Annotated in this window: 19 protein-coding genes; 8 read left to right on the top strand and 11 right to left on the bottom strand. The window is 31.5% G+C overall.

The window, feature by feature from the left end; genetic code table 11:
• Positions 1 to 129: 129 nt before the first annotated feature.
• Positions 130 to 984 carry a formyltetrahydrofolate deformylase gene (purU, locus tag EM932_RS08650; RefSeq protein WP_135876784.1) on the top strand — a complete coding sequence of 285 codons (855 nt, stop codon included), beginning with the start codon at positions 130 to 132 and terminating at the stop codon, positions 982 to 984.
• Between the two features lie 382 nt (positions 985 to 1,366).
• A complete protein-coding gene (locus tag EM932_RS08655; protein ID WP_135876785.1) occupies positions 1,367 to 2,080 on the top strand; it encodes a DUF4197 domain-containing protein in 714 nt (237 codons plus the stop codon).
• A 19-nt stretch (positions 2,081 to 2,099) separates the two neighbouring features.
• Here the strand turns inward: EM932_RS08655 and EM932_RS08660 are convergent, their stop codons facing one another.
• A complete protein-coding gene (locus EM932_RS08660; protein ID WP_135876786.1) occupies positions 2,100 to 2,603 on the bottom strand; it encodes a hypothetical protein in 504 nt (167 codons plus the stop codon).
• 541 nt (positions 2,604 to 3,144) lie between these two features.
• Here EM932_RS08660 and EM932_RS08665 point away from each other — a divergent pair.
• Together EM932_RS08665 and EM932_RS21070 are read left to right on the top strand one after the other, a co-directional pair.
• On the top strand, positions 3,145 to 3,345 hold the full coding sequence (locus EM932_RS08665) for a Lacal_2735 family protein (RefSeq protein ID WP_135876787.1): 201 nt from the start codon (positions 3,145 to 3,147) through the stop codon (positions 3,343 to 3,345).
• A gap of 76 nt (positions 3,346 to 3,421) precedes the next feature.
• On the top strand, positions 3,422 to 3,568 hold the full coding sequence (locus EM932_RS21070; protein WP_211344271.1) for a hypothetical protein: 147 nt from the start codon (positions 3,422 to 3,424) through the stop codon (positions 3,566 to 3,568).
• Here the strand turns inward: EM932_RS21070 and EM932_RS08670 are convergent.
• The 3 genes from EM932_RS08670 to prfA all read right to left on the bottom strand — a co-directional run bounded on the left by EM932_RS08670 (position 3,528) and on the right by prfA (position 6,425).
• Positions 3,528 to 4,337 carry an ABC transporter substrate-binding protein gene (locus EM932_RS08670; protein ID WP_135876788.1) on the bottom strand — a complete coding sequence of 270 codons (810 nt, stop codon included), beginning with the start codon at positions 4,335 to 4,337 and terminating at the stop codon, positions 3,528 to 3,530. The genes EM932_RS21070 and EM932_RS08670 overlap by 41 nt on opposite strands.
• 17 nt (positions 4,338 to 4,354) lie before the next feature.
• A complete protein-coding gene (pyrF, locus tag EM932_RS08675; protein ID WP_135876789.1) occupies positions 4,355 to 5,170 on the bottom strand; it encodes an orotidine-5'-phosphate decarboxylase in 816 nt (271 codons plus the stop codon).
• Positions 5,171 to 5,348: 178 nt separating this feature from the next.
• Positions 5,349 to 6,425 (bottom strand): peptide chain release factor 1, encoded by a 1,077-nt coding sequence (gene prfA, locus EM932_RS08680; protein WP_135876790.1) that lies wholly within the window; start codon positions 6,423 to 6,425, stop codon positions 5,349 to 5,351.
• A gap of 404 nt (positions 6,426 to 6,829) precedes the next feature.
• Here prfA and EM932_RS08685 point away from each other — a divergent pair, with 404 nt between their 5' ends.
• Positions 6,830 to 7,492 (top strand): ATP-binding cassette domain-containing protein, encoded by a 663-nt coding sequence (locus EM932_RS08685; RefSeq protein WP_135876791.1) that lies wholly within the window; start codon positions 6,830 to 6,832, stop codon positions 7,490 to 7,492.
• Positions 7,493 to 7,954: 462 nt separating this feature from the next.
• Here EM932_RS08685 and EM932_RS08690 read toward each other — a convergent pair whose 3' ends face one another.
• The 6 genes from EM932_RS08690 to EM932_RS08715 all read right to left on the bottom strand — a co-directional run bounded on the left by EM932_RS08690 (position 7,955) and on the right by EM932_RS08715 (position 17,364).
• A complete protein-coding gene (locus tag EM932_RS08690) occupies positions 7,955 to 10,510 on the bottom strand; it encodes an adenosylcobalamin-dependent ribonucleoside-diphosphate reductase (protein ID WP_135876792.1) in 2,556 nt (851 codons plus the stop codon).
• Positions 10,511 to 11,032: 522 nt separating this feature from the next.
• The gene (locus EM932_RS08695) at positions 11,033 to 11,881 is read right to left on the bottom strand and encodes a carboxylesterase family protein (protein ID WP_135876793.1); all 849 of its coding nucleotides are present in this window, start codon (positions 11,879 to 11,881) and stop codon (positions 11,033 to 11,035) included.
• A 200-nt stretch (positions 11,882 to 12,081) separates the two neighbouring features.
• A complete protein-coding gene (locus EM932_RS08700) occupies positions 12,082 to 13,041 on the bottom strand; it encodes a DUF3078 domain-containing protein (protein ID WP_135876794.1) in 960 nt (319 codons plus the stop codon).
• A 76-nt stretch (positions 13,042 to 13,117) separates the two neighbouring features.
• Entirely contained in the window at positions 13,118 to 14,296 is a 1,179-nt protein-coding gene (locus EM932_RS08705; RefSeq protein WP_135876795.1) for an AIR synthase related protein, read from the bottom strand.
• Positions 14,297 to 14,431: 135 nt separating this feature from the next.
• The gene (locus tag EM932_RS08710; RefSeq protein ID WP_135876796.1) at positions 14,432 to 15,157 is read right to left on the bottom strand and encodes a class I SAM-dependent methyltransferase; all 726 of its coding nucleotides are present in this window, start codon (positions 15,155 to 15,157) and stop codon (positions 14,432 to 14,434) included.
• Between the two features lie 20 nt (positions 15,158 to 15,177).
• Positions 15,178 to 17,364: a glutamine synthetase III family protein gene (locus EM932_RS08715; protein ID WP_135876797.1), complete on the bottom strand. Its 2,187-nt coding sequence runs from the start codon at positions 17,362 to 17,364 to the stop codon at positions 15,178 to 15,180.
• Between the two features lie 276 nt (positions 17,365 to 17,640).
• Between EM932_RS08715 and EM932_RS08720 the strand changes: the two genes are divergently transcribed.
• A complete protein-coding gene (locus tag EM932_RS08720) occupies positions 17,641 to 18,657 on the top strand; it encodes a glutamine synthetase beta-grasp domain-containing protein (protein WP_135876798.1) in 1,017 nt (338 codons plus the stop codon).
• Positions 18,658 to 18,738: 81 nt separating this feature from the next.
• On the opposite strand, the gene EM932_RS08725 is transcribed toward EM932_RS08720, so the two are convergent.
• The gene (locus EM932_RS08725; RefSeq protein WP_135876799.1) at positions 18,739 to 19,683 is read right to left on the bottom strand and encodes a calcium/sodium antiporter; all 945 of its coding nucleotides are present in this window, start codon (positions 19,681 to 19,683) and stop codon (positions 18,739 to 18,741) included.
• Positions 19,684 to 19,921: 238 nt separating this feature from the next.
• Between EM932_RS08725 and EM932_RS08730 the strand changes: the two genes are divergently transcribed.
• Both EM932_RS08730 and EM932_RS08735 read left to right on the top strand, forming a co-directional pair.
• Complete coding sequence (locus EM932_RS08730; RefSeq protein WP_135876800.1) at positions 19,922 to 20,281, top strand: BlaI/MecI/CopY family transcriptional regulator; 360 nt, start codon at positions 19,922 to 19,924, stop codon at positions 20,279 to 20,281.
• Positions 20,282 to 20,283: 2 nt separating this feature from the next.
• The gene (locus tag EM932_RS08735) at positions 20,284 to 22,332 is read left to right on the top strand and encodes a M56 family metallopeptidase (protein ID WP_135876801.1); all 2,049 of its coding nucleotides are present in this window, start codon (positions 20,284 to 20,286) and stop codon (positions 22,330 to 22,332) included.
• The last annotated feature ends 122 nt before the right edge of the window (positions 22,333 to 22,454 follow it).

A 22,454-nucleotide genomic window follows, 5' to 3' on the forward strand; every position in this document is an offset into this window, starting at 1 on the left:
TTAAGTGTCGCAATTTACGAAATATTCAAAAAAATAAGCTATTCACGTAAGATTATCTAAAATTATTATGCTGATTATTTCTTATCTATTTTTTAGATTAATTTTGGTGGCTAATTGATTTTGAATCTCATGAATAAGATTACACTTTTAATCCATTGTAAAGACCGTTCCAATATCATTGCTTCTGTAACAAATTTTATTGCCAAAGAAGGAGGCAATATCGTTTATATAGATCAACATGTAGATAGAGAGCAGGATATCTTTTTCATGCGTTTAGAAAGTGAATTCACGATAGACTCCTTTACGACAAGTGGTTTTAAAGAATTGTTCAAAAATACTTTAGCCAGCGAGTTTGATATGAAATGGCGTATTTACTCTTCGGAGGTTAAGCCTAAAATGGCTTTATTTATTTCTAAATACGACCATTGTTTATACGATTTATTAGGACGCTATAATTCTGGAGAACTTAATTTAGAAATTCCTTTCATTATAAGTAACCATTTAGATTTAAAACCTATTGCTGATAATTTTAAAATTCCGTTTCATCATATTCCTGTTACAAAAAACACAAAAAATGAAGCCGAGAGCAAACAACTAGAATTATTAGAGAAGCACAACATAGATTTTATCGTTTTAGCGAGGTATATGCAAATTGTTTCTAGAAAACTTATAAGCAAGTACCCTAATAAAATAATTAACATTCATCATTCTTTTCTTCCTGCATTCGTAGGTGCAAAACCATATCATTCGGCATACAAGCGTGGTGTTAAAATTATTGGAGCTACGAGTCATTATGTAACAGAAGAACTTGATGCTGGTCCAATAATTGAACAAGGTGTAGCACATGTCTCTCATACCCATTCCATACAAGATTTAATAGCAAAAGGACGAGATTTAGAAAAAATTGTTTTGGCTAACGCTGTTAAATTACATACAGATAGAAAAGTGATGGTTTACAATAATAAAACGGTGATTTTTTATTAAAAAATTATTTTCTCACACACAGTAAACAACTGATTGTCAAAACTCTTGGCGCATACTCTATATATTTAAATTAATATTTAGCACTTTTTTTATAAAGTTGTGACTTTTCTTTTTCCTTCGGGTCTCAACGAATAAGGTTTAAGATAATAAAACCCATGACTGTATATTTTAGATGAAACACTAGTGGGATTATTTAGTTTGCACGAAAGACACCTTACTCTCAAGGTGTCTTTTTATTGGTTTTCCTTAAAGCTTATCTTTTATGAGGCCAAATCTCGAGGAAATGTTTTTTAATGCTTCCTTAAAAACATAATTAACATAAATTAGAAATGGTTTAACATCTAAAACATATATTTGTTAAACATATAAAACCCAAAAAAATATGATTCGTAAATTTTTAGCAGTCGTGTTAATTTTCAACCTTACTGCCTGTGCAGAGTTACAACAAGTTGTTAATCAATTACCACAAGGTGGTGGTGGCGGTATTATTGGCAATACGGAAATTGCTTCTGGATTAAGACAAGCCTTAGATTTTGGAATAGACAAACAAGTGACAAAACTGACACAAACTGATGGTTTTTTTAAAAATGAACTAGTAAAAATTGTATTACCACAAGAATTACATAAAGTGGATAAAGCGCTTAGAGATGTTGGTTTAAGCAAATTAGCAGATGAAGGTTTAAAAGTGCTTAACAGAGCTGCTGAAGATGCTGTAAAAGAGGCTACACCTATTTTTGTTGATGCTGTTAAAGGTATAACATTCGCCGACGCTAAGAATATTTTACTTGGAAAAAATGATGCTGCAACTCGGTATTTAAATAGTAAAACCCAAACAGCTTTATATAATAAATTTAGTCCCGTTATAAACAACTCGTTTAGTAAAGTTGGAGCTGATAAAATTTGGAGCAACCTAATTAACAAGTATAATAACCTTCCTTTTACAAATAATGTGAACCCCGATTTAACAGACTATGTTACTGGGGAAGCTTTAAAAGGTGTATTTACTATGATTGCTATTGAGGAAACAGAGATTCGAACTAAACTGTCTTCCAGAACAACAGATTTATTGAAAAAGGTTTTTGCTTTACAGGATTAAATGAGTTTGGAGTTTAAAACTATTGTTTTCTGTATAGTCCATCAAAGACCACACTAATATCTTTATCGTTGGTAATGGTTTCCCAATATTGCCTTACGGAACCATCATCATTCAAAGTCCAGGTAATACGATGATAAAATGGCTTGCCCTCTTTATTATTCGCAATATCTGTTTTTAAGATCATCTGATTTGCAACTCTATGTCCTTTTAAATGTAAACTTCCTCCCTGATTATCAATCCAAATTTGTTCCCATTGTTTTGTAACATTATTATAGAAATTGTTACTTGTTCCTGTAAATGTTCCTTGGGCACTTGTCCAATTTTCCCTTAAAATACAATTGTCTTGGATTTTATCAATCACATTTTTTCCTACAACCTCTCCATCTGTATTGGTTACAGTCCATGTCCCTAACCAAAAATTAAACTCATCATGCTTTTCATCACAACATTTACAAGTAACATCCTGAGCATAATTGGAAAATGAAAAAAATAAGATAAAAAATGTTTTTATAAAAAGTCTCATAATTAACAATTTTAGTTAGTCATATAAAATTATTTATTTTTTTATTATTGCTACCATAAATAAAGAATTTCTTGAAACTAGCTTTCCTCGAGTTATATCTTATATTTTACTGAGTTAGATACAAGTTTTAAATTAAAGATTCAAAAACCGAAAGTTTATTATTTAACGAATCTCGGATAAGAAAATTTATGTCAGTTTGAGTAATTTTTGAAAAAAATTGTATCGAAAATAAATAAATTTTCGACAAAAAAAGCTTCTCGATAGTTCTGCTGAGCTTAGTCGAAGTAATAAATTCTTCCAGAATTTAATCGAAGTGACATCTTCAACTCTTAAACAAGATTTACGTTATTTAGATTATTATTTTTTACGGAAATGACAACTTTAACTGAAACTCAATGCCAAACCTTGATAAATTTATTTCAATTAACAAATGTTTATAATCACTTAAAGATAAATACTTTTTAAAGAAATAATCTGAATTTTTCTTTCAATTTCTTAATAAAAAATGTATATTTAATTACTTTCTATTTCGTGAGGGAACATGAAAAAAATAGACGACATAAAAACGCATCAAAGCAAACTTAATAAACGCTATAAAGAACTTATTGAGCAGGCTTATAATTTTCGTCAAACAGATTCTGCTTTAAGTGATATTTCGGAATATCGAGCTATCAAATTACTTGATAAACTTAACAAGTTAAAATACTTGTCAAGAGAATCATTCACACAAACTTCTGCATAAAATTATATTTAGCAATTTTTTAACTTTCTTATTACATCTAAAACACACTATTTCACGTACTTTATATAAAAAAGTTATGAGTACACATTTTTGTAGAGTTGGTAAAATAAAACCAAATTTGAACAAGTTAATAAGCTTAAAAGAATTAGAAACCAAAATAGCAAACTTTGTAGATGATACTACTAAGATTGATTATTCTCAAGATTTAGGCGCAAGCTTTTAAAATATTTAAAAGCTTTAGCTAATCTGGACCCATACCAGGAAAACATTTCACCGTCAGCTAATATAATAGCTGCGTCAGGATAAAATTCTTGTATATCCTTTCTATGCTTTTCTTTAAATGGGTAAGGCTCGCTAGACAGAAGCACAATATCTACATCTTTATTTATAGTTGATTCACTAAGCTCAATTTCTGGATAACGAATCTCATTTTCAAAAACATTTTCAAACTTATTAAGCTTCAACAAATAATTAATGAACGTATTATTTGCAGCTACTATCCATGGATCTTTCCATATAAAATAAACCGCTTTTAATATGGGTTTATTTTTAATAAATGTATTAAACGCCTTTACCTCTTTTTTTATACTTTTTAATAAATCAAAAGCTGCTTTTGATTTATTAAAAATCTCACCGTATTGATGAATCAATTTTAAACTATCATCAATTGTAAAAATATCAGAGACATGTACATTACAAATAGCTTCACAAGCATCTACAATGGCTTTGGTGTTTTCTTCTTTGTTACAAAGAATAATATCTGGTTTTAAGGCTTTAATTTTATCTAAGTGAATTTGCTTAGTTCCTCCAACAATTGCAACATCTGTTCTAATATGATGCGGATGCACACAAAATTTGGTAACACCTATAAGCGAGCTTTCTAAACCTAAATCATATAATAACTCGGTTTGACTTGGTACTAAAGAAACAATACGTTTTGGGGTTTCTTTTATATGAAGGATTCTATCGAGCTGGTCTTTGAGATGCTTCACTTCGTTTAAAATAACAACTACTTATTTAAAATAATCGCCATTTCTTGCTGAAGTTCTTTTGCTTTCAAAGCTGCTGCTTTAGCAAAATCATCTTCATTAGAAGCATAAATAATTCCACGAGAAGAATTAATAAGTAAGCCTATTTGATTATTCATGCCATATTTACAAACATCTTGTAAATTACCACCTTGCGCACCAACTCCAGGTACTAACAAAAAGCTATCTGGAATAATATGTCTAATATCTGCTAAATACTCTGCTTTAGTAGCACCAACTACATACATTAAATTCTCTGAATGCTCCCAGGTCTTAGAAGTTTCTAAAACTTGTTTGTATAGTTCTTTTCCATCAACCGTTTTTGTTTGAAAATCAAATGCTCCCTGATTGGATGTTAATGCTAAAAGTATGGTATGCTTATTTTCAAAAGCTAAAAATGGCTCTACAGAATCTTTTCCCATGTATGGTGCCACGGTAACAGAATCGAAAGCTAAATCTTCAAAAAAAGCTTTGGCATACATGGCGCTTGTATTACCAATATCGCCTCGTTTCGCATCTGCAATAGTGAAAATTTCCGGATGTTTTTCGTTTAAATAATTAATCGTTTTTTCTAAAGCCTTCCAACCTTTTAAACCATAAGCTTCATAGAATGCCGTATTAGGTTTATAGGCAACGCATAAATGATGTGTTGCATCTATAATTGCTTTATTGAAAGCAAAAATAGAGTCTTCTTCTTTTAAAAGGTGTGGTGGTATTTTATTTAAATCAACATCTAATCCTATACATAAAAAGGATTTCTTTTTTTTGATTTCCTGTACGAGTTGGTTTGTTGTCATTCCTCCTTAATCCTCCGAAGGAGGAAACTGTTATGTGTTTACTCTTATGTTTCTATTATTATCCTGATGTTAACATCTACTTTCGTCAGAGTGTCATTCCTGCAAAAGCAGGAATCCACTTTATAATGATTACGTTTCAATTTAAAAGATTCCTGCCGCCTTCGCAGGAATGACAGTTTTAAATCACATCATCATTAGCCTTCAACTTTTCAGTGTTTTCAGCTAACATTAATTCATCTATTATTTTTTGAATATCACCATTTACAATATTACTTAAATCGTACAGTGTTAATCCTATTCTATGATCAGTTACACGACCTTGTGGATAATTATACGTTCTAATCTTAGCACTTCTATCACCAGATGACACCATACTACCACGCTTCGCTGCATCTTCTTCCTGCTTCTTCGCCAATTCTAAATCGTATAAGCGAGAACGCAATACTTTAAAAGCTTTCTCTTTATTTTTGTGTTGTGATTTCTGGTCTTGACATTGCGCCACCAATCCTGTTGGAATGTGTGTTAAACGTACTGCCGAATAAGTTGTATTTACAGATTGACCTCCTGGACCTGACGAACAGAAAAAGTCTATTCTTACTTCTTTTGGATTAATTTCTACATCAAACTCTTCTGCTTCTGGAAACACCATCACGGTTGCTGCACTGGTATGTACACGTCCTTGTGTCTCTGTTTGCGGCACACGTTGTACACGATGCACACCTGCTTCAAATTTTAAAGTTCCATAAACATCTTCGCCACTAACTTCAAATTGAATTTCTTTAAAGCCACCATTTGTACCTTCACTAAAATCTACAGTATCTACGCGCCAACCTTTACTTTCACAGTATTTCGTGTACATTCTAAATAAATCTCCTGCAAAAATACTGGCTTCGTCACCACCTGTCCCAGCACGTAACTCAACTACCGCATTTTTAGAGTCTTCTGGGTCTTTAGGTATTAAAAGAACTTTTATTTCTTCTTCCAACTTAGGAATTCCTTCTTTAGCTTCATCATACTGCATTTTAGCCATTTCTACCATCTCTTCATCACTACCATCTGCAATAATAGACTCTGCTTCCTTCAAATTATCTGTAAGCTCTATGTATAATTCCCGCTTATCCATAAGAATTCGCAAGTCTTTATATTCTCTATTAAGTGCTACATAACGTTTTTGATCTGTAATTATATCAGGTTGAATAATTAAATCGCTAACCTCATCAAAACGCTGTTTTACTATTTGTAATTTCTCTAACATCTACCTTTTTAATTGGGAATCAAAAATACGATAATTTATGAATTTTAGGCACCAATATACCTGTCTATTAATCATTAGACTAGAATAATATTCAACTTCTACCGTTTCTAATCATATATTATGAATCAATTATTTTCCATATTCGTTTTTTACAGATCTTTTATTTTTTGGTCTTTTGGCTTAAATATCATCTTTTCATTTTTAAAATATGATATGCTTCCTATTCTTATTGCAAAACTATTATTAGTCATTTTTTTATGGTTTTTTATAAATGAAACCCATGCCAAACGAAAACTAATATTTTACAAAAACTTAGGGATCTCCCCTTTCAAATTATTTGCTCTATTATTTGTTATTGATATGTTTTTAAGTATTCCATTTCTTTTGCTTCTTAAAGAGTTTGTATGATTATAGAGATTGATAATGTTGAACTTTATTTTAATAACAAATCTGTTTTAAACGGAGTTTATCTAAAAGCCGAAGCAGGAAAAATTACGGGCATTTTGGGAAGTAATGGCTGTGGAAAGAGTTGTCTTTTAAATATTTCTTTTGGTAATTTAAAAGCCAAATATAGCTTGATAAGAATTAATAACACCCCTATTTTAAAACCATTATACCAAACAAAATTAGTTAGTTATTTACCGCAGCATCATTTTATTCCTAACAAAATGATGATTAAGACTGCATTTAAGCTTTTTAAGGTAGACTGGGATGTTTTTGTTAATACATTTGAAACTCTAACCCCTTATAAAAACTTTTATTTCAAAAAGTTATCTGGAGGAGAGCGTAGGATTATAGAAATTTATCTCACTTTAAAATGCCCAAGAAAAATAGTGTTTTTAGACGAGCCTTTCTCTCACGTAGCTCCTTTATATATTGAAAAAATAAAAGCCCTTATTGAAGAAGAAAAGCAGAAAAAAGCCATCGTCATCACAGATCATATGTACGAACACATTATAGCTGTTTCTGATACTATATATCTTTTAAAAAATGGTTGTACAAAACTAATTGACAACGTAAAAGAATTGGAAGATTATAAATATTTAAGTATTGGTACTTTGGATTAAGTAAAAGAAAGGAGCTTATTTTTGTCCGTTCGAGCGCAATCGAGAACTAAAACACCTCACTAAACATGAAGGTTTCGACTGCGCTCCAGACATTCTAATATTTATTTACCTTTAAACAACCTTCTTTACTAATTTAACGAGTTCGACATATTAAAAACTGACAGTCAGTTGTTTAACTATTTTAACAAAGAAAACTATGTCATTCCGAATGCTACGGAGAGTAAAATATATTTTACTTGAACGTATAATAACGTAGCTATTGAGAAGCCTGCCTGCCGGAAGGCAGGGAATCCCATCCTTATGAGATGTCTAGAAAGTTTATCTTGAGTACTTCGACTACGCTCAGCATAAACTAAAGTCGAAAGGCTCATTCTTCACTCTTTCTAAAATGACAAACACTTGAAAATCATTGATTTAATGTTATTTTTTATAAAAAAATTAAATCGAACTGACGTTCATTTATTAACCACATTTAGAAGATCCACAATCTTTACAGGTTAAACAACCTTCCTGATATATTAAGTTTCCAGATTTACAAGAATCACACTTTTGTCCTTTTGCCTCTGTACCATCTGCCACATAACGCTTTAAGGCACGCCCCACACCGTTTTTCCATGTATTAATAGATTCACTGTCTAATTGCAAACTATTAATTAAATCAACAATTTTATCGATAGGCATGCCATGACGAAGCGTACTGGAAATAAGTTTAGCATAGTTCCAAAATTCCGGATTAAACTTATGAGATAAGCCTTCTATAGTAGTCTTGTAACCTCTTTTATTTTCATATTGAAAATCGTAACGGGAAGTACCATTTTCATTTCTATTCTTTATTATTAATCCATTATTTACCCAGCGAGGAATTAAAATACCATCTTCATCATCGGTTAACCCTGTAAAAATCTCATAAGGTTTCTCATCAATAATACCTATAAAGGCAATCCACTTTTCTTTATTGTTCTGAAAACGGACCACATCAGCTTCTAATATTTGAGGACGTTTTACAGGAAATGCTGTTAGTAAATCTTTAGATTCCTCTTCCTTTTTATTATCATTAGAAATTAGTACCCCAGACCGAGAACCATCTCTATAAACGGTTACTCCTTTACAGCCAACCTCCCATGCTTTTAAATATAAGTCGCCTACTAAATCTTCAGAAACATCATTAGGCAAATTAATAGTTACACTTATAGAATGATCTACCCATTTTTGAATAGCTCCTTGCATACTCACTTTACTTAGCCAATCTACATCATTTGAAGTTGCTTTATAATATGGCGATTGCTTCACTAAATCATCTAACTCCTCCTGAGAGAAATTTTTAGAGGTATCAATACCATTAACTTCCATCCATTGTTTAAACCTGTGATGGAAAACAACATATTCTTCCCAAGAATCACCAACTTCATCAACAAAATCTATACGTGCATCTTTATCGCTTGGATTTACTTTTCTTCTACGTTTATACACTGGTAAAAACACAGGTTCTATTCCAGATGTTGTTTGCGTCATTAAACTCGTTGTACCCGTTGGGGCTATGGTAAGTAATGCGATATTTCGTCTACCATATTCTAACATTTCATAATACAGCTTGCTATCTGCTTCTTTTAAACGTTGTATAAAGGGATTGTTTTTTTCGCGCTCTGCATCAAAAATAGAAAAGGGACCTCGTTCTTTTGCTAAGTAAACCGATGCTCTATAAGCTTCTATACCAATTGTTTTATGGACTTTTAATGAAAAGGCATTCCCTGCTTCACTACCATATTGAATACCCAAAGCCGCTAACATATCACCTTCTGCTGTTATACCAATACCTGTTCTACGTCCTTCTTCTGCTTTTCGCTTTATATTAATCCATAAGTTACGTTCGGTAGCCTTAACCTCATCTAACTCTGGATCTTCATCTATTTTCTGTAAAATCGTATCTATTTTTTCTAACTCTAAATCGATTATATCGTCCATAATGCGTTGCGCCGCAACAATATGTTTTTTGAATAAAGCGAAATTAAACTTAGCTTGTTTGGTAAAAGGGTTCTCTACATAAGAAAACAAATTAATAGCCAATAATCTACAAGAATCATAAGGGCATAAAGGAATTTCTCCACATGGGTTTGTAGACACTGTTTTATAACCCAAATCGGCATAACAATCTGGAATGGATTCATTTATAATAGTATCCCAAAATAAAATTCCTGGTTCGGCTGATTTCCAGGCATTATGAACAATTTTTTTCCATAAATCATTTGCTTTTATTGTTTTGGAAACTTTAGGGTTTTTGCTAAATACTGGGTATTTCTGAGTATAATCGGTTCCATTTTTAACCGCTTCCATAAACTCATTATCCATTCTAACCGACACATTCGCTCCTGTGACTTTACCCTGTTCTAATTTTGCATCAATAAAGTCTTCTGAATCTGGATGGTTAATAGAAACAGAAAGCATTAATGCCCCTCTTCTTCCATCCTGCGCAACTTCTCTTGTAGAATTAGAATAGCGTTCCATAAAAGGAACAATACCTGTAGAAGTTAATGCAGAATTTTTAACTGAAGAACCTTTTGGGCGAATATGAGACAAATCATGACCTACACCTCCTCTACGCTTCATAAGCTGAACTTGCTCTTGATCAATTTTCATGATACCACCGTATGAATCTGATTCCCCTGAATTACCAATTACAAAACAATTAGAAAGTGATGCGATTTGAAACGGATTGCCTATACCTGCCATTGGACTGCCTTGAGGCACTATGTATTTAAAATCTTTAATTAAATTAAAAATATCGTCAGCAGATAATGGGTTTGCGTATTTTTTTTCAACTCTTGCTAGTTCTTTAGCAATTCTAAAATGCATATCATTTGGGGTTAACTCATAAATATTGCCTTGAGAATCTTTAAGAGCATATTTATTTAACCATACGCGAGCCGCTAAATCATCATTATTAAAATACTTTAATGTGGCATTGAAAGCCTGATCTTGTGTGTAAGTTTTTGGTGGAGTTTTTGTGACGTTGTCATTCATTAGTAAGTTATATTTTGGATTATTTAATTAGAGTATAAATAAACTAAAAGTGCACAACTTAAAACATGACAAAAATCATAAAGCTTACAAACAACCACATATTAAATACTGATTATGAGTATTTTAAATATTTATCAACATTAAAAAGTTAACAAATTTTTCAAACACAAATTACGGAAATTATTTTTAAGTTTCACATTTGGTTAGTTATATGATACGGATAATACACCTGAATTAGTTCTTAAACCGTTTGGCACAGTTAAATAAAGTTTGGAGGGAAGTCAGTCTAAACGTAATAGAATAAAATAAAGAATTTCTTGAAACGAACTATCTTCGAGGCAGAGCCATAGAGGCATGCTTCAACTACGTTAGGTAGAGGTCTCGCTCGTTTCACACTTAAACAGGCTTTGAGCTTTCGGTTCAAAAATCGAAATTCTGTTATTTAGATTCCGTTTTCATGGGAATGACAATTTCAACAGAAACTCCGTGGCTGAGCCTCGGAGAATTCTTTTCGATCAATTCTTATTTCCTCCTATCAAGTTTTTGCTTAAATAACCATTCCAGTAAACCTGGTGTGTCATAGGCAAGAGGCCAGCTAATGTGTCCAACATTTTCAAACTCAGTATATAACGGTTTTCCTCCTAATTTTTGAATGGATTTAATCATACGTCTTGAATAATCAACCGATACAGCTGAATCTTCAGCTCCATGAAAAGCCCATATCGGAACATCAACAATTTTATGAGCCAATTCCGGATTGCCTTTTCCACAAATAGGAATAGCCGCTGCAAACATTTTAGGATGCGTTAAAATATAATGCCAGGTACCAAAACCACCCATAGATTGTCCCGTAATATATAATCTATCTACGTCTACGGAATATTCGTCTTCAATGTTTTTAATAACATCAAAAACTAATGATTCTATAGGATTAGAAACATTAATTTGATTCATATTAGGAGAAGATATTCCCCAATTTAAATTTGGTGGGCATTGAGGTACAAAAAGAAAACAAGGATAATTTTCTCTGTTTTCTGGCTTAGATAAAATTTGAGAAGGCCAACAACCAGAAATTTGCTTTATATTATCAGTACCACGTCCTCCACTACCTGAAAGGCATACAACTAAAGGATACTTTTTATTAGAATCATAATTTAAAGGTTTAAGTAAACGATAAACTAAAGTCTCTTTTTTATTATTGATATAAGTTTTAGCTTCAAATTCTTTAGCAATCTCTAAAATATTTTTAGCTGCTTGTCTATGGCGTTTTATAGCTAAAAGATTATCTTCTTCGGTAGTTTGTGCATGAGTGCTTATTATTCCTAAAACAAAAACTGCTATTAATAAAAATAGATTCTTAAACGTTTTCATTTTCTAAAATTTATGATGTCTGCTTTAATATATGTAATTACAAGTCTGTGGGAGCGTTTACGTTTGTCTTATTCTATTCTGAGGACTATGAAAAGGCTTTTTTACATTTTATGAACTATTGCCTAAATGGGTTCATAATGAATGTTTAACCCCTATTATTTCTAGGTTTCTTTACAGAACATCCTTTCTTGGTTGCAGACTTAAAAATCGACAGCAAATCCAACGCCTAAAATCTGTTTCCACTGAACTTTGGCCCCAGCTTCATCAAATTCTCCTTCAATCTCTGAAGGTTCTTTTGTTTTTACGTCATCATCATATTTTAAATGGGAGCCTAAAGTAGCTCTTATAAAATTATTAACTTTAAAATTAAAATCGATTCTCCAATCTAAATCTACATTTCCAAAATTATTTACATAATCGGAGTATAAGCTCACTACATGCTTCATGTTTATGTTATTAGCGACTTCCATTTCGTAACTATTAGTCATCAAAATACCTACTTCTTCCCGCAAACGTTCTCCAGGTGTAATAATATTTCCATCTGCATCTAACACAGCAGGTGTAACCCCAAAAGAACCAGCATTAGCTAAATCTTCATCTAACACAAAAGTCGCTTTTAAAGTTATTGGAGAAAAATAAAATGACAATTCTTCAATGTCTTTTCCATATTCCATACCGCCACCAAAGAATAAATACCCCGGTGCCATTAATCTGGAAATCGGCACCTCTTTATTTGGGTAATTATACCCATTAGTAAGTTGCGTTTTAAAATTAAGCCTTGCTGAATAAAACCAGTTTGATAAATTATTAGATTTATAACCAATGTTTGAAGTAAGTTCAAACAAATCATCTGTTTTTCTTAGCTCTCTAGACTCTTGCTTATTTATTCCATAACGTACAGATACATCATTTCTCCATGAAAAATATTTATCTCTATAATTTGCAGAAGAATTAAATCCTAAAAGACCAGATATTGAATTACTACCACCAGAGTTCCAATTAGTAAATGAAACCTGACTTAAATCTACGGTTGCTTTATTTTTTTGAATCCATTGGGGTCTTTCTTCTTTTTTCTTCTTTTTTTGTAAAAAAAGGGAGTCTGGTTGTGCAGAAATTAATTGAAAAAAGAAACAAAGAGGGATTAAGAATATGGTTTTCATGGTTTAACCTAGTTAATTAGTGCAAATTAAAAGTTTTCTATCAACAATCATTCCATTTTAAACAAAAAAAAGAAAACTAATAATTAAACGCTCCGAATTCAGATTTAATGGTAAGTTTTTTTGTTTTAGAAGCTTCTACTCTACCAATTATTTTAGCATCTACATGAAAAGATTTTGATATGGTAATAATATTTTCGGCAATTTCTGGAGATACATATAATTCCATTCTATGTCCACAATTAAATACCTGATACATTTCTTTCCAATCGGTTTTAGATTGTTCTTGAATGAGCTTAAATAATGGTGGAATTGGAAACATATTGTCTTTTATGATATGAAACTGGTCTATAAAATGAAGAATTTTTGTTTGAGCACCTCCACTGCAATGAACCATACCATGAATCGTTTCACTATTAAATTCTGATAATATTTTTTTAATAATTGGCGCGTATGTTCTAGTAGGAGACAATACCAATTTGCCTGCATCTATAGGCGAACCTTCAACATCATCAGTCAATTTCACTCCTCCAGAGTACACTAAATCTCTAGGAACAGATGCATCAAAACTTTCAGGATACTTTTCTACTAAATATTTACTAAAAACATCATGTCGAGCAGACGTTAAGCCATTACTTCCCATACCTCCATTATATGACTTCTCGTAAGTTGCCTGCCCAAAAGACTCTAAACCAACTATAACATCTCCAGCTTTAATGTTTGCATTATCAATAACATCGTCTCGCTTCATTCTTGCAGTAACTGTAGAATCTACAATAATAGTTCTCACCAAATCACCAACATCTGCCGTTTCACCACCTGTAGAATGAATGGTTACTCCAAATGATTTTAGATCTTCAAGTAATTCTTCGGTACCATTGATAATTGCTGAAAGTACTTCTCCTGGAATTAAATTCTTATTTCTTCCTATAGTTGAAGACAACATAATATTATCGGTTGCGCCAACACATAACAAATCATCGATATTCATTATTAAGGCATCTTGTGCAATGCCCTTCCAAACTGAAATATCTCCAGTTTCTTTCCAATACATATAAGCCAATGATGATTTTGTTCCAGCTCCATCTGCATGCATGATCAAACAATAATCATCATCATTTGTTAAATAATCTGGTACAATTTTACAGAATGCCTTTGGAAACAATCCTTTATCTATATTTTTTATAGCATTATGTACATCTTCTTTTGATGCGGAAACCCCACGCTGTGCGTATCGTTTAGAAACTTCTTGACTCATAATATTTTATTGTGGTGCAAAAGTAAAGGAATATTTTAAAACTAACCATCCTTAACATAAGGTACTTTTAATTCGTTTTGTTAAATTCTAGTAAGCAGGCTTGTATCGGTAATAAGCTTCATACATTATTATAGGCTATTTGTATTCTGCTATTATTGTTTGCATTCTATTTATTGTCTCATTAAAAACAATTTTCATTCCTCTTTTCTCAATAAATTCTATAATCTCATTTGTTGTAATTCTTACTTTGTTATAGGAACTTACTTTTTGATGCCATCCAGTTTCAGTTTTCTCATAAAGTAAATCAGTAACCTTGACTTTTTCAGTTTCATATTCGAGCATGCAGGTTAAAATTCGTTCATCATCACTTTTTACAGGAATAAATCTTTGTTCATTCTTTAGTTCATTTGTATAATCTCTAAATGATAAGATTAATTTTCCGTTTTTAATCAGTGCGGATTTACAGTCTACAATTAGCTTTTCAATCGCTTCTTTATTATCTAAATGTGCTATTGTATCTCCGCAACAAACAATCAATTCGGGATTTAATTTACTAAATTCTTTTACATTACAAATGTCGGTTTGAATGGTTTCGATTGATTGTCCATGACTATTTGATTTCAGCTCATCCAGTAGTTTTTTATTAAAATCAATTGCAGTTACAGTAAAACCCAAATTTGTTAGAGCCACACTTTGAATACCGTGTCCTGCTCCTAAGTCTATTGCTGTTTTTGATTTGGTTGGATATATTCTGTTTTGTTTTAAGAAACTTTGAAAGTCTAACTGTTTTTGCTCAAAATCTCCAATCATCCAGGAATAAAAATTGGCAAGATGGTTTTCGTAGTGCTGTTTAGTTTTCATAGGTTACTTTCAATGATTCCCTACCTTGTAAATAACAATTCCCGATATTTTGTTAACGGCCAAATCTCATCATCAACCAACAATTCTAATTTATCACAATGATAACGAACATCATCAAATAAAGGCTTCACTTGATTACAGTATGCTAATGCCTTCTTTTCAATATCTTCGAATGCGTTCGCCTTTTTGCGTTCATTTATCATCTTCGTAACATTTACATTAATGCACTCTATATGACTGGAAATTTCTTCAATTAAATTAATCTGTTCTTTAGAAACCGAATTAAATTTTTTATCAAATATTTCTTTTAATCCTCTAACATTTTCAATTAAAACATTTTGATATTTAACGGCTGTCGGTACAATATGATTTCGAGCTATATCCCCCAATACACGGCTTTCTATTTGAATATGCATAATATAAGCTTCAACTTCTATCTCATAACGAGCTTCAGTTTCAACCCTACTCATAACATTCATTTCTTCAAATAATGAAATGGTTTCTTTAGAAATTTTAGCTTTTAAAGCTTCTGGTGTTGTTTTATTATTGCTTAACCCTCTTTTCTTGGCTTCTTCTTCCCATTCCTTTCCATAACCATTTCCTTCAAATAAAATACTTTTAGTAGATTTAATATACTCTCTTAATACATTAAATATAGCTTCGTCTTTCTTTAAATCTTTCTTATCGATTAATTTATCGACTTCAATTTTAAAATCTTTTAATTGTTTGGCTACTATGGTATTTAAAATAGTCATCGGGTTCCCACAATTTGCAGTAGACCCTACAGCTCTAAACTCAAATTTATTCCCTGTAAATGCGAAAGGAGACGTTCTATTTCTATCTGTATTATCGAGTAAAACATCTGGTATTTTACCAACCACATTAAGCTTAAGTTCTGTTTTTTCCTGAGGTGAAAGTTTTCCTTTGGTCACGCCTTCTAACTCCTCTAAAACTTTGGTTAACTGTTCTCCAATAAATACTGAGATTATAGCTGGTGGTGCTTCATTAGCTCCTAACCTATGATCATTACTAGCCGATGCTATCGCTGCTCTTAATAGCGCTTCATGTTCATGAACCGCCTTAATTGTATTAATGAAAAATGTTAGAAATTGAAGATTACTCATTGGTGTTTTTCCTGTACTCAATAAATTAACACCAGTGTCTGTAGAAAGTGACCAGTTATTATGCTTACCAGAACCATTAATACCTTCAAAAGGCTTTTCATGTAATAGTACTTTAAAATTATGCCGTGCAGCAACACGTCCCATAATATCCATTAAAAGCGAATTATGATCTACCGCCAAATTAGCTTCTTCGTAAATTGGAGCTAATTCAAATTGATTAGGTGCTACTTCATTATGTCTGGTCTTTACAGGAATTCCTAAAAGCATACATTCTGTTTCCAGTTCGCGCATAAAATTCAACGCTCTATTAGGAATGGATCCAAAATAATGATCGTCTAATTGTTGTCCTTTGGCAGGGGAATGCCCTAATAATGTTCTCCCTGTTAAGGAAATATCCGGACGACTTGCCGCCAACATTTTATCTACTAAAAAGTACTCTTGTTCCCATCCCAAAGAGGATGACACTTTCTTTACATTTTTATCAAAATATTTACAAACTGCTGTTGCAGCATCATCTACTGCATGTAGTGCTCGCAATAAAGGCGTTTTATAATCTAATGCTTCTCCGGTATAAGCTACAAATATGGTTGGAATACATAAGGTGGTGCCATATATAAAAGCTGGTGATGTTGGATCCCATGCTGTATATCCTCTAGCTTCAAAGGTATTTCTAATACCTCCACTAGGAAAGCTGGAAGCGTCTGGTTCTTGTTGTACTAACTGACTGCCTCCAAATTTTTCAACAGCCATACCTTCTCCAATAGTTTCAAAAAATGCGTCGTGCTTTTCTGCTGTAGATCCAGTTAGTGGTTGAAACCAATGCGTATAATGGGTAACGCCTTTTGATAATGCCCAATCTTTCATAGAAGATGCCACTTGATCTGCTATACTCCTATCTATTTTTTTACCATATTGAATAGCATTAGTAACACCTATAAAAGCGTCTTTTGTTAAGTATTGACGCATGGTGTTTTCATTAAATACGTTTTTTCCAAACAGGTCTGACCTACGCTCTTTTTCTTCTACTGTAACCGGTTTATAAGCGAGAGACTCTTTGATGGCATGAAATCTTAATGTTGACATTTTTAGAAAATTTGTTAGATTTAATAATGACTATAATATTATTGCAAAAATAAGTAGCAAAAACAATAAAAACATAAAAAGTCAAAAGTTTATTGTTGACATTTTTACAATTTTCATATAAAAAAATACTCTTTTTTTAAAATAAACCTTAAAATAATGGGGGATAAATAAAAATAACTAATACTTACACTAAAATACCCCCTATAAATTTAAAGTATTTATATAATAATTTATATTTGTGAATATTATTAAAATTTCACTCATAAAATATTCATTATGGCAAAAATTAAATTAGAATATCTTTGGTTAGATGGTTACAAGCCAACTCAAAACTTGAGAAGTAAAACTAAGGTAGAAGAGCATGAAAACTTTCAAGGAACATTAGAAGAAATAGGAAACTGGTCTTTTGATGGTTCATCAACACAACAAGCTGAAGGAGGATCTTCAGACTGTTTATTAAAACCTGTTGCGATATACCCAGATCCTGCTCGTATTAATGGATATTTAGTAATGACTGAAGTTTTAAATGCTGATGGTACACCCCACGAATCTAACGGAAGAGCTGGCATTGATGATGGCGATAATGATTTCTGGTTTGGATTTGAGCAAGAATACTTTATCATGGATACGCATACTCAACTACCTTTAGGATTCCCAATTGGAGGCTATCCTGGACCACAAGGTATGTACTACTGCTCTGTTGGCGGAAAGAACACACACGGTAGAGACTTTGTAGAAGAGCATGCAAACTTATGTATTGAAGCTGGTTTAAACTTTGAAGGTATTAACCAAGAAGTTGCTAGTGGACAATGGGAATTCCAATTATTTGCTAAAGGCGCTAAAAAAGCTGGTGATGAAATTTGGATTGCTAGATATTTACTAGACAGATTAACTGAAAAATACGGATACTATATTGACTATCATCCAAAACCAATAAAAGGTGACTGGAATGGCTCTGGTATGCACGCAAACTTCTCTAACACAACTTTAAGAACTTGTGGTTCTCAAGAAGTTTATGAGAAAATATGTGAAGCGTTCAGACCTGTTACTAAAGAACACATTTCAATATATGGTGAATTTAACGATCAACGCTTAACAGGTTTACACGAAACGGCATCAATAACTGACTTTAGTTATGGTATTTCTGACCGTGGAGCGTCTATTAGAATTCCAATTATTACAGTTGAAAAAGGCTGGAAAGGTTATTTAGAAGACAGACGTCCTGCATCAAACGCAGATCCATACAAAGTAGCTGGTAGAATTATTAAGACTGTTAAATCCGCTAACATCTAATAATACTAGTTTTGTTCATAACATAAAAAAGGGCTTGCAAAAATTGCAAGCCCTTTTTTATGCGTTTAAATGTACTTTTAATTATCCTCTGGTAAATATTAAGAACATAAATGCTCCATAAGCAAACACCAAAAAGAATCCCTTGGCTCTGCTTATTTGTAATTTCTTTGGTAAAAATATTATTGGTATTAAAATAAAACTAAAGCCTAGCATCCAAAAAATATCATGGGACAATATTTGAGGCTCTGTAACTGTAATAGGTTTTATTATAGCTGTTAAACCTAAAACCGATGCTATATTAAAAATATTAGAACCTATTAAATTACCTAAAGAAATAGCTTTTTCATGCTTAGCTGCAGCGATGACCGATGCCGCTAATTCTGGCACACTAGTCCCTATAGCTATTAGAGAAACTCCTATTACCGCCTCACTAACACCTACCGAGCGTGCAATTTCTTTTGATCCTTCCACTAACCATTCACTTCCAAAATATAAAGCCGTTGCCCCAATAGCCAACCAAAGAATTATTTTAAAATTAGAAACAACAGCTAAAGCATCATCAACTTCTTCTATACTAGTATCTTTCTTTCCCTTCTTTATCAATGCATATAAAAAGAGAATAAGACCTATGAATAAAATGCCACCTTCTATAGCTGTAAGAACATTATCATTTTTAAGAAAATAATAAAGTACTATTGAGAAAACCATCATAACGGGCCAATTAAGCTTGTAAAAAGACTTATCAACTGCTATTGCCCCTACCATTGCTGTAACTCCCAGTACTAAACCAATATTAGCAATGTTAGAACCTACAACATTATTAATTGCTATGGCTGGAGACCCCGATAATGCTGCTTGTACACTAACTAATAGTTCCGGTGCCGAAGTTGCAAAAGATACCACCGTCATACCAATAACCATTTTAGATATACTAAACTTAAAAGACAATGCTACAGACGAACGGACAAGAAACTCCCCTCCTATTACTAACAATGCAAAACCAAGGATGACCCAAAGTAAACTCATAAAAATATTTTTTGCGAAGATAGTGCAAATGATAGCGAAAAACTGAAAGTAAAAAGTGAAAAATTTGTTTTTAAAACTTAAAATATAGTTAAATAACTATTTATTTAGTTGTATAACTATAAAAATAGTTATACATTTGTTTAGTGTTGAGATTTATACAAAAAATAAATTGGAAAGCTAAATAAGTAACGAAATAATAAGATTTCCTCGAAGAAGGAAATGAAAAACATAGTAATCAATGGAAAAATTAACAAATAAGGAAGAAGAAATCATGCATATTTTATGGAGGCTGGAAAAAGCTTTTGTTAAAGATGTGCTTGCTGAAATAAAAAACGATAAACCACATTATAATACACTTTCTACCATTATAAGAAATTTAGAAGAAAAAGGATATGTCTCCTACAATGCCTATGGTAAAACGCATCAATACTACCCTATTATTAGCAAAGAGGATTACAAGAAAAAGTTTATGAATTTAGCTATAGGTAATTATTTTAACAATTCTTATAAAAATATGGTATCATTTTTTGCCAAGGAAGAAAAAATCAGTGTTGAAGAACTAAAAGAGATTATCGAACTCATTGAAAAAAACAAATAGTTATGGAATATTTACTAAAAGCTAGTTCTCTAATTGCTATTTTCTATTTTATTTATAAAGTTTTTTTGCAACATGATACTTTTTTCCAATCTAATAGAGGCTTTCTTCTTTTAGGTTTAATAAGCTCATTTATTATTCCTCTTTTCGTGATTCCTGTTTATATTGAATATGTTCCTACCGTAATAGAAAATTATAGTTTAGATAACGCCTTTCCTACAGTTAAAAATATAGAAGAGCCTTTTAATATATTAGATTACCTTCCTATTGTATATTTATCAGGTATTCTCTTCTTTTTTTGCCGTTTTATCATACAGCTGGTCTCATTATTTAGATTAATTTTCAAAAACAAAAGTGAAAAGCTAGGTGTTTATAAATTTGTAAACGTTAATACTGAGGTGTCTCCATTTTCATTTTTTAATTGGATCGTTTATAATCTAAATCAATTTACAAAAACAGAATTAGATCAAATTATTACTCACGAAAAAGTACATGTAAGGCAGTATCATTCTATAGATATCTTACTAACACAACTCTCTTGTATTGTACTATGGTTTAATCCACTTATATGGCTTTATAGCAAAGATATAAAGCAAAATTTAGAGTTTATAGCAGACCAAAAAGCGCAGTATAAATTCAACTGCAAAAAAAGTTATCAAACAACATTATTAAAAACAAGTATACCATCTAATCAAATGGTTTTAAGCAACAATTTTTATAATTCATTAATCAAAAAACGAATCATTATGTTACACAAATCAAAATCCAAAAAAATCAATTTAATAAAGTATGTATTAGTAATTCCTTTACTGGTCCTATTTTTAATGAGTTTTAATACTGAGGAAATATATAGAGAGAATTCGGTTTTAAATTCAGAAAATGTAAATTCAATAAATCAAGAAGTTACGGATGAAAATGATATTGAAAAATTCTTAATTTATAATAATTTTACTGATGAAAAACTCAAATCCTTTAAAGCCGAACTTAAGAGTAAAGGTTATGATTTTAAATTAAAAAGTATAAAAAGAAAGACAAATAACTTAATTACCACAATAGATTTTACAATTAGTAAAAATGGCATTGATGCTACCTATAGAATAGCTTCGGGAGTACCTGTAAAAACCATTGTTATAGAGTATTCTAAAAACAAAAAAAAATTTAGTATTAATACATTAGATTTTCTAGAAGATGAAAAAAGAAATGTGAACAATCCAGATTTGATCGAGATTATAATTGATAAGAATACGACTATATCCGAATTAGTGAACAAAAAAAGATTTCTAAAAGAGAAATACAACATCATTTTTAATTTTAAAATATTTGAGCAAAATTCCGATGGAATCGCCATATATTCTTATGAAATAGGTAAAAAAGGCACTTTACATAGTACCACCACCACCAGTGTGGACAATCCCATGATTATTAAATATAATCCTAAAACTAACTCAATAACCCGCCAAGGAATTAATAAAAATGGCGATCCTACATACGGGACAGTAAGTTATCTTGACAATCAAAAAAAATTTATTATTAAGAGTGATTATAGTGATAAAAGTTTAGAAAGTGCTTCAAAAAGACTAAAAGAAAAAGGCATTACTGTCAAATTTAGTGACGTAAAACGTAACAACCAAGGTGACATTATTTCAATTAAGGTTAACGCTAAATCGGAGTATGGGAATGTTAATTATAATCAGGACTCCAGAGAACCAATACCTCCAATAGCCATATCGTATTACGGCAACGGAAAAAGACTTGGCCTTGCTCCATTTAAAAAAGATATACATAAAATGTCTAAAAAAAACAAAACTTCCGTAGTTTCTGAAAGCATATCAAACACTAATTATAAACCTGATATTATTGAAAAACTAATAAGGGAATCAAAAGGTAAATCTATATATATTCTAGATGAAAAAAAAATTACCGAAAAAGAATTAAGATCAATAGATGAAAAAAAAATAAGTAGTATTAAAATTTTAAAAGGTGAATCTGCTACCAAAAAATATGGCGACAAAGGAAAAAATGGTGTTGTAGAAATTACCACTAAAAAAGACTAAACCACTATGGACTTAAAGTCCATAGGTTTGGGCTGGTGACTTAAAGTCACCTGAATAGCTATTTCTCAATTATGAAATTTGCTCCATTACCATCATCAGGTCTTCGATGGTGTTCCAAATAT

Origin of the sequence: Flavivirga rizhaonensis, from assembly GCF_004791695.1 — a bacterium.
Lineage (GTDB): Bacteria > Bacteroidota > Bacteroidia > Flavobacteriales > Flavobacteriaceae > Flavivirga > Flavivirga rizhaonensis.